This window comes from Endozoicomonas sp. SESOKO4, assembly GCF_024606275.1.
In genome coordinates, this window is record NZ_JAHHPS010000275.1 from 1 (window position 1) to 8,844 (window position 8,844).

The 8,844-nt window shown below is 49.3% G+C and carries 8 protein-coding genes; 3 read left to right on the top strand and 5 right to left on the bottom strand.

Going from position 1 to position 8,844, the window contains the following annotated elements; genetic code table 11:
- Window positions 1-518: 518 nt before the first annotated feature.
- Window positions 519-3,386: a hypothetical protein gene (locus tag KDK16_RS05105; RefSeq protein ID WP_257274980.1), complete on the top strand. Its 2,868-nt coding sequence runs from the start codon at window positions 519-521 to the stop codon at window positions 3,384-3,386.
- Between the two features lie 165 nt (window positions 3,387-3,551).
- Window positions 3,552-4,364, top strand: coding sequence for a PTS sugar transporter subunit IIA (locus KDK16_RS05110; protein WP_257274981.1), 813 nt, complete (start codon window positions 3,552-3,554; stop codon window positions 4,362-4,364).
- Window positions 4,365-4,472: 108 nt separating this feature from the next.
- On the opposite strand, the gene KDK16_RS05115 is transcribed toward KDK16_RS05110, so the two are convergent.
- Window positions 4,473-4,931 (bottom strand): hypothetical protein, encoded by a 459-nt coding sequence (locus KDK16_RS05115; RefSeq protein ID WP_257274982.1) that lies wholly within the window; start codon window positions 4,929-4,931, stop codon window positions 4,473-4,475.
- A 275-nt stretch (window positions 4,932-5,206) separates the two neighbouring features.
- Here KDK16_RS05115 and KDK16_RS05120 point away from each other — a divergent pair, with 275 nt between their 5' ends.
- Complete coding sequence (locus tag KDK16_RS05120; protein ID WP_257274983.1) at window positions 5,207-6,169, top strand: LysR family transcriptional regulator; 963 nt, start codon at window positions 5,207-5,209, stop codon at window positions 6,167-6,169.
- Between the two features lie 8 nt (window positions 6,170-6,177).
- Here KDK16_RS05120 and ilvM read toward each other — a convergent pair whose 3' ends face one another.
- The 4 genes from ilvM to KDK16_RS05140 all read right to left on the bottom strand — a co-directional run.
- A complete protein-coding gene (gene ilvM / locus KDK16_RS05125; RefSeq protein ID WP_257274984.1) occupies window positions 6,178-6,456 on the bottom strand; it encodes an acetolactate synthase 2 small subunit in 279 nt (92 codons plus the stop codon).
- Complete coding sequence (gene ilvG, locus KDK16_RS05130; RefSeq protein WP_257274985.1) at window positions 6,453-8,099, bottom strand: acetolactate synthase 2 catalytic subunit; 1,647 nt, start codon at window positions 8,097-8,099, stop codon at window positions 6,453-6,455. Before ilvG ends, ilvM begins: the two co-directional genes overlap by 4 nt.
- Window positions 8,086-8,298 carry a hypothetical protein gene (locus tag KDK16_RS05135; RefSeq protein ID WP_257274986.1) on the bottom strand — a complete coding sequence of 71 codons (213 nt, stop codon included), beginning with the start codon at window positions 8,296-8,298 and terminating at the stop codon, window positions 8,086-8,088. Before KDK16_RS05135 ends, ilvG begins: the two co-directional genes overlap by 14 nt.
- 281 nt (window positions 8,299-8,579) lie before the next feature.
- A partial coding sequence (locus tag KDK16_RS05140) for a hypothetical protein (protein WP_257274987.1) occupies window positions 8,580-8,844 on the bottom strand: 265 nt, incomplete at its 5' end.

Below are 8,844 nucleotides of genomic sequence, written 5' to 3' on the forward strand. Positions count from 1 at the left end.
ATCCTCAATTTTCTGCCGTCCTCGCTACGGGCGCTATTCTCGGTCAGGCTCCTAGCAAGGACTTCAGGCAGATAACGTGTACTCATAGCGGCTTTCTTTTGTTTTCTCTTCAGGTCTGTGGCTATTCCGGTGCATTCGGTCACTCAGTCCGGTAACATCCGGCCAGTGATTTAGTGAGCATTCATGCTGAGGCCTTATCCTGATGTGCACTTCTGTATCCAGACGATTGACCCGGCAGATTACCTGAAGCAAATCATGATCCTTCATGAACTCATCTAATGAACGTAAAAATTGACGCTACCGCCCGTGGATTTGACCATTGTCTTTTATTGACGCCGGGGAGCATGGGACCAGATAGCTCAGGAGTGAAATTTTTGGATAGCAAAATATTGTGCGCTTATGAAAGGTGAGACGGTAGGTGTGCCTTGGCGAACCCGTGCAAGCTCGCTGCAATAAAGTCGTTGCGTTGAGTTCGAGCGTGTTACACTTTTGTACGAGGCGATAGGAAACGCAAAATAATGAAATTAGGAAGCGAAGGAACGGGCAGGAAGCTCCCACATCTGGCTCCATCTTCAGACTTGCCCAATGAAGTCCAGGGGGTTCACAAGAAAGAGATTACCCGCAAGCAGATAGTGTCTCGCTCAGAACACAAACCCTTCCGGTCACTGGCTGAAAGGGGGATTGAGGCGGTTCCCGTTAAACCCGGTCTGTTGACCCGTGCACTCAGTTCACTGTCGTCCAGTTTTCTGTCTTTCTTCAGCTCTGCGATTGCATCGGTTGCCAGCAACAGTCAGAAAGAAGTTCGCGATTTAATCAATAGACAGCTGGAAAACCAGACAATAATCCATCGAGATATTAAAAAGCTTGAGGAAGGTTTGAAGCCTATTGAGGGGAGACTGCAAACTTTGCGCGAAAGTGTCGAGCTTCTGACTCCTGAACAGATAGGCGAATACGGTGATCTGATAGCAAAGCAGCTCACAAAACACGAGCAGCTGGTTATCAAGAGGGCTCATTTAAGAAAAACCGTTGAGCAGGTGCAATCTTATGAACAGAGTCTGTCTGCCAGTAAAAGTCAACAGTCTCTGAATATGAAAGTGTTGGAAGAGAATATCTCAACCGGCATTGAAGCCCTCATGCTACTGAAAGATGTTTTTAATAAAAGCCAGAAAAAGAAGCACCAGGGCAAGGTGTTTGAAATGCGTCTGGGCGATATCAAAGTGACCGATCCTGACCGTTATGATTTTCAGGTTAAAAATCTGGTGGTCAATGTCGGGCGTTTCTGTTTTGAGAAGGGTTATCTTGAGCTGGAAGTGCCGGAGCTCTCTGCCCATTGTTTTTCTGAGGGGGAAAGCAAAGCAGTTGGCCCCATCAAGATGAAGGGGAGCTGCCGGGTTCGCATTGGTGAACCTCTTGCTGAACCCTTGAACAAATTATTGACTTGTAGAAAGACAGAGATTTTTAGCGCCTATAAAAAAGTTTCCGAAGCATTGAACTCCCTGTCTGCAGAAACATCCGGACTGGCTGCGCAAAGGCGGCTGGGCGACATCATTCAGTGTTCGGTTGATGGTCTGGAAATGGCAGGGGGGGAAGTGAAGTCAGATCTGTTCACTGAAGCAATGGGAGAAGGGATCATCCGATTATTCTCTCCGCTTGTGACAACCTGGAAAAAAGAACTGGGTGCCCATAGCCTTAAAGAGTCCAGAGTTAAAGAAGCTGGCGATACTGTGAAAGCCGAAAGTTTTGCAGCCCTGTGTCAGGTTAGAGAAAAATCGATAAAGATGTTGGAAGAGGATCTTCCAAAGATTAAGGAAAGTAAGACGAAAAAAGCCTGTCAGGCCATACTGGCGGAATACCTGACAGACCTGAAGCGATCCCGAAATGTGTTGCAGAAGAAGAAAGAGGCGCTATCGGCTCAGAAAAATCATACGGCGGCTGTTGTGTATCGAGAGGCCAATGCCGGAAAATCTGTCCAGTCTTACCAAAATGCCCTGAAGCTCTTTCATACCTTAAGAGGGATTACCAGAAGGCAAACGTCAGGCCAGTCAGCGTCTGAATCGATTCATTTCAGCGAGCAGCGCATTGACTTCACAGACACTTCCCATGCCGAATTATCGTCCGCTTCTCTCAAGCTTTCCGGGTTCAGCCTGGGTGATGATGGTGTGCTTGAAATCAAAGTGCCTGATGTTTCCCTGAATCTGGGGCTGGTCAACGAAGTGTCTGATACCTGTGAAGCGTTTCCGGCCAGCTTCAAAGACGTCTCTCTGAAAGTGAGTTCACCCATGGGAAGGATTGTCCATGAAATACTGCTGCTGGACTTTCCTCTTGAGTTTCGGGCACTGGAACGGCTATGGAAACAGTATCAGGCTTGTACCTCTGAACATTACAGCTCTCTTGGTGCCCATGAGCCTGTTAATGTGGCCAGTTACTTTTCTGTCGACATAGGCAGTATGGCTCGTTTGGCAGACGGGGATGTTCGGATTGAAGCTGTAGAGCGACCGGATGAAGATAAAGAGTTGATGGTTCTTGCCGTCTCTCGTCTTATGGGACAGAAGCTTGAGGTCGGCGAGCTGGGTCAGCTGTTTCAAGAAGAAATGGGTATGAATCCTCAGTCGTCCAGTCAGCTTATGAACCTGCTTTGTCTGGGCTTGCTGGGGGAACCGGAACCTTTGATGAACCCTGCGGCTTTAGTGGATGCACCCCTCAAAAATACCGTTGAACAAGTCTCAGTCTCAAGATCTCCGGAAGCTCCTTCTCCTTTTAATGAGCAGAAAGATTTATCGAGTCCTGCTAAACCGACATCCTTACCTAAAGACGTTGAGGTGACTCCAGTCATCAATCAAGAAGGTGATATTAGAGTTAATTCGCTCCCTCAAAGATCAAAACAAACATCGAGTCCTCCTTCTGAAACCCCGGGAGTTAATAGCGATGCCTTGTCAGAGAGTAAAGGTGAAAGCAAGAAGCAAGTGTTCAGGGCACTTCAGGAGGGCGGTGAAAAAACAGTACTGTCCAAGACAGAGATTCGTATGGGCGACCTAAGCCGTTGTCCGGGGGTCAGTCAGTTGAAAGCAAGGGTTAATGGTCACACACCGCAAGTGAGCTTTGCCCTGAAAGCGCCTGTTCTCAAGGTTCTGGGCAAGTTACCTTTGCTGTTGAGTTGGTTGGTGGGATCTGATCTGTCTTTATCGGTTCAGGCTCCCCTGAAAGAGGATGTAGTCCAACTCAGTCAACCTTCCCTTCAAGTTCATAGTGCGAGAGTGCCTTTTTTGGGTACCTGGCTTGCCAATTTTTGGTTAAAGCGTGCCTTGGCTAAAGGGCAGTTAGCCATTAACTCCCATCAGAGTGAAGGGCAGGCGGATCTGCAATTCGTGGGGGTTGAGCAAGCCTGAAGTCAGGATCAGCCCTTCTGTAGTGAATTCTGTCTCGTCCCGGTCTACTTTGTAAGGGGCATAAACTATAAAAACACTGACCCGAAGGATAACTGGCTATAAATGCCTTCTTGCGTTTCGGCTATAGTTTGTTGGCTGGGACGATTTAGCGCGGTTCGTTCACTGATGTTAAAACTCGAAAAAACACAGATCTTTTTGCAGCAGGAGGCTAAAAACAAGCACGAGGCTTTGCAGTTGGCTGGCAGCAAAATGTTGGAAACCGGATTGGTTTCAGCCGACTACCTTCCGGGCATTCACGCCCGGGAGACGCTGGCTTCCACTTTTCTGGACAACGGTATCGCCATACCCCACGGCATGCCTCAGTCTCGCCATGCCATTAAAAAAACGGGTGTGGTGGTCATTCAGTTTCCTGAGGGCGTTGAGTGGGGAGTGAATCAGCCCGTTTTTCTGGCCTTTGGCGTAGCGGCCCACTGCCATGAGCACCTCAGGATTCTGGGGGGGCTTACCCGGGTTCTGGATGATCGCCTTCTATGCCGTTATCTGGCTCGTACCCATGAGCCTGAAAAAATTATCGATGCGCTGGAGGGCAAACCTCTACCGGGGCTTGGCAGTCTCAGTGAATGGCAAAAGGCTTACTTAAATCAAAGCCGGAGAGAAACCTCTGAAAGAGGCTGGGTCAGTCGCACATGCACTAGAAGCAGGGAGCTGACCAGGGAGTATCTCATTAACAATATCAATGGTTTACATGCCAGATGTGGCAGTGCCATGATTGCCGCCCTTACGCACTATGACACCCGTGTATATGTGCGCAATGTCAGCAAGAATGGTGAGTATGTCAACGGCCGCAGTCTGGTCAAACTGCTCGGCCTTGAGCTGGTTTGCGGTGAGACTCTGGGTATCAGGCTTTCCGGTCTTCATGCACATGAAGCGTTAAAGCGGCTCGACCAGTTGATTTCAGAAGAGTTTACTTTGATCTAGATAAAAGCAAGCGCCCTTGAAGGGGCGCTTTGGCTGATTCTGGCTGGAACTCAGGTCTCCGGGAAGTCGTTCGTTTCATCTACCCGGGTGATGAAATGAAGTATCCGGTTAATGGCGGGTTTCACTGGCTGGCATGATGTTAGGGTGATCGAGCCATTCTTCAGGGCTCTCATCGATGGAGTCCACTGCTTCGGCTTCATTCAGCTCCCCGCGGGTCGCCAACACTGCCAGGTCCTTGGCAAAGCTCTGTAAAAGATCGATCACTTCCTCCCTGTCAGGATCGAGGCTTTCATCAAAAGTGATATTGAAAAGAGGATTATCATTTTCATACTCCTCTCCTTTTCGCATGAGCGTCATTTGAAGGCCGGGGTTCTCATAATCCGTGACTTCGGCCAACTTGAATGTAACTGACTGGGCTTCCCTGAGAACAGACAGCAACTTCAGGGCTTCTGCAGCGCTGATATCGCCTGCATCCACACAGGCTTCAACATACTCTCTGGCCGATAACCCCGAGTCCAGGTAGTTGTCCACCAGATCCTGCAGTTCTTTGTACTTGTTATGGTTCATGGACCCTCCTTAACTGCGCTTTCAGTAATGCCTGTAAACGAGTGCACATTTCCAGTGTACCTGATTGCGAATCAAATGAAAGGTTAAATAAGTATTTGTACGTCCGTACTCTTCGGGTGCTACGTAAAGGCATGGAGCTGCTCTTCTAACAGGTGACTTAAGGTGTTACTTTTAAGCGGAGTGGTCTTTCAAGAAAGGTTTTCTGAAAGGTTTTATTCATAATGTAGGGCTCTTTAGCCATACTTTTATTTTCTGTCATTCCCTCTGCTGTATTTATGAATCTTTCCAGACTGAACCTGAACCTGCTGCCTGGTCTGAAAGCCCTGCTGGACACCCAGAGTGTTTCCAAAGCAGCGCAGATAATGTGTGTTACCCAGTCTGCCATGAGTCGAACTCTGGCCCAGTTAAGGGAAGCATTGAATGACCCGGTTCTGGTGAGAAAAGGCAATCGAATTTTCTTGTCCGAGAAGGCGATGTCCCTGCATGAAGATGTGAACAGAGTTGTCACGGAAGCCAGCAGTATTTTTGAAAACCAACAGTTTTATATCTCAACCACCCAGCGACATTTCCGGATTGCTTCAGGACACACGGTGCTGGAACGGATTCTGCCTGAAGTACTGCAAAAAATATGGGCGTTGGCACCCGGGCTGACCTTTGAGTTGCAGGCCATCAATCCAGCTGTTGATGTTGCAACCGGAAAGCTGGATCTGTCTATTGGTTATATGGGCGCCCGGGAAGAAGGTTTATCCTGCTTTTCACTGATGAAAGATCGGATGTGCCTGATTCTCTGTGAAAACCATCCTTTGGCCCATGAGTCTTTTTCAGAAGAGGCTCTCAGGTCTTTTTCCTTTGTGGTGCAGAGGGACAATATCAATCTACATCAGCAAAGTGAGATCAACCGTTTCCTCAGTTCGGTTCAGGTGAAAACCTGGTCGCCCAGTCTTTCGGTCAGTCTGGCGTTGATCAAGGGAACAGACTGCGTGTTTATGGCTCCGGCTTCATTGCCTATGTTCATGGAAGAGCTGTCTGGCTTCGTGATTAGGGAGTGCCCAAAAAATATTCCGAAAGTCAGCTTTGATATTGTCTGGCCTGAGTATTGGGAGATGAACAGAGCGCATCGTTGGATGAGGGAGTTCATCAGTAATGCATTGTTGGAACATATCCAGAGCAAAGACCTCGATATGTTTGTCACTGAGTCAGAAGAAAGTCAGGAAGAGAAGAGTACTCCGCTTTCCTGACCCTGTCCTCAAATGATACTTTCCCGAGGGATTGCTTCTGTTGCTGCAGGCTGACACACATCGAGAACATCATATAATTTCTCGATCTGACGGGTAAGCGTTTCTATGGGGCGCTCACTGGAGACATTAATAGCAGCAGAAACCATTTTCCAACACTCGGAGCTGTTCATGGACAGGCTCTCAAGGTCAAATCCCCGGTGTCTGACTACCCGCAGAAGCCGCTCCAGTACCTCTGGCTTTTTATAGCACTGGATAGTCAGGGAGTAATGGGTTTTGGAATCGCTCATGCTCTTGCCTCCATCATTTCGTGGTTGGCGGCACCGGGTGGCACCAGGGGCCAGACGTTCTCCCGCTCATCAATACAGACATGAAGTATTCTTGCCTCCGGAGCCTGAAGCATTTCTTCCAGAGCGGGGATTACTTCATGTCTTTTGGTAATTATTCTGCCTTCAATGCCAAATGCTTTGGCCAGAGTGACAAAATCAGGATTGTCCGAGAGGTCAGTTTCACTGTAGCGCTGGTCAAAGAAGAGTTCCTGCCATTGCTTCACCATGCCGAGTCGCTGGTTGTCGAGTAAGACCATTTTGACGGGCAGCTGTTTTCTTTTGATCGAGGCCAGCTCCTGCACATTCATCATGAAAGAGCCGTCTCCGGAGACGAGTATCACATCGTCTTCCGGTCTTGAAATAGCAGCGCCTATCGCTGCCGGGAGACCAAAGCCCATGGTACCAAGCCCGGCACTGGAAAGGTGGTTATTCGGATGACAGAAGCTCATGTGTTGAGCTACCCACATTTGGTGCTGACCCACATCACAACTGATCACAGAGTTCTCGCGGGTGGCCTCAGATAACTGTTTCAGAAGCAGAGGCGCAAAGATGTCTTCCCCGGGTTTGTCATAACACCACTGGCTGGCAGCGCGGCTGTTCTTACAGTGTTGTAACCAGTCACCCTGATCTAAAGTAATGGTCAGACTGCTTAGATTCTTCTTCAGGCAACCACAAAGACTGACATCAACAGGGCGACGCTTACCATGCTCTGCAGGGTCAATATCGAGATGGATGACTTTCGCACCAGGGGCAAAACTCTCAAGCTTGCCTGTGACCCGGTCATCAAAGCGGGCTCCGATGGCTATCAGCAAGTCGCATTCCTGCACTGCCAGATTGGCAGCCCGGGTTCCATGCATACCCAGCATACCAAGGTAGCCGGGATCGTCAGGACGAATCGCTCCGATTCCTTTCAAGGTGCAAACACTGGGGAGACCGGTTTCTGTCAGGAATGTCCTGAGCTCGTCTATCGCATCCGCCATTCCTGCACCGCCACCTACGTAAGCAAGAGGTTTGCTGCTTTTCCGGAGCAAAGAGATCGCAGCATTAATCCTGTCAAAACTGTCGGCAGCTCTCTCTTTTATCACGCTGAGTGGTGGCACGTAGTGAGCCTCTGCCAGCTGAATATCTTTTGGCAGGTCAACCAGAACAGGGCCCGGGCGGCCAGATCGGGCCAGGTCGAAAGCTTTGTTCAGGGTTTCGCAGATATCATTCGGGTCTGTCACCAGAAAGCTGTGCTTGGTACAACCCAGTGTCATACCCAGAATATCGATTTCCTGGAAGGCATCTGTTCCCATCATGGCAGTAGGCACCTGACCTGTGATGGCCACCAGAGGAATGGAATCCAGCATGGCGTCGGATAAAGCAGTGATCAGGTTCGTTGCGCCGGGGCCGGAGGTGGCAATACAGACTCCGGTTTTACCACTGGCCCTGGCGTAGCCTATGGCGGCGAAAGCGGCTCCCTGTTCATGTCTGCAGAGAAGGTGCTCAACATTGGAATCCAGAAAGGCGTCATAGACTGGCATGATGGTGCCACCGGGATAACCGAAAACATGTTGAATCCCTCGCTGAGAAAGATTTTTTACCAGTGCATTAGCGCCGTTCATGGGGTTGACCTCGTTCGTGCCCGCGATGAGCTTCAGCCTTGATGCGAACAGGCTTGCTAACGCTCATTTCAAACCACTGCTGTGCAGAGAACAAAACGGCAACAGGGAGGATAATCAGCAGCAGTTCCGGAAGGCTGATGATTGCCACAATGGTCAGGCTCAGAATAGCAATAATTATTGGGTTGTTCAGGTTTAGCATGGTTCTATCCTCTTTGTCCGGAGCCGTCATCTTGTCTGTGCTCCCGGGGTTTTCAGGCCCCAAATATGAAAAAACCCCCCGGACCTTTCGGTGCGGGGGGTTCCTTGAAACTCTGATCTGTCAGCCAACAGACCCCCGCGCGGAGATGTTAATCACCACGACGGGTAGGAGAATTATGTTGCTGATGAGGTTGAGTTTCATAACCAATAAATACTATTCAGATTGTTTAAAGTATTTTCAGGTATAACACACACAGTCAATATGTGCCAGAAAATTAAAATTCAGAAAGGCTGGTTAATGAAGAATCGAAGCCGGTTGTCTTCTTTACTGCTGGCGATTTCAGTTCTTACGGTGACACCTTCCACCTTAAAGCGGATGCCACCACCCACGCTGTACTTCATATCGGTATGGAGTTCTCCCAGGTCGAAGTCGTCAGCAACGCGGCCAGCATCTACAAACAGAGTCCATTGCCACCATGGAATATCGTAAAGAGGTCCGACCACAGGCAGATCCTCAAGTGGCTGCCAGAATGGAATAGCGCGGAAC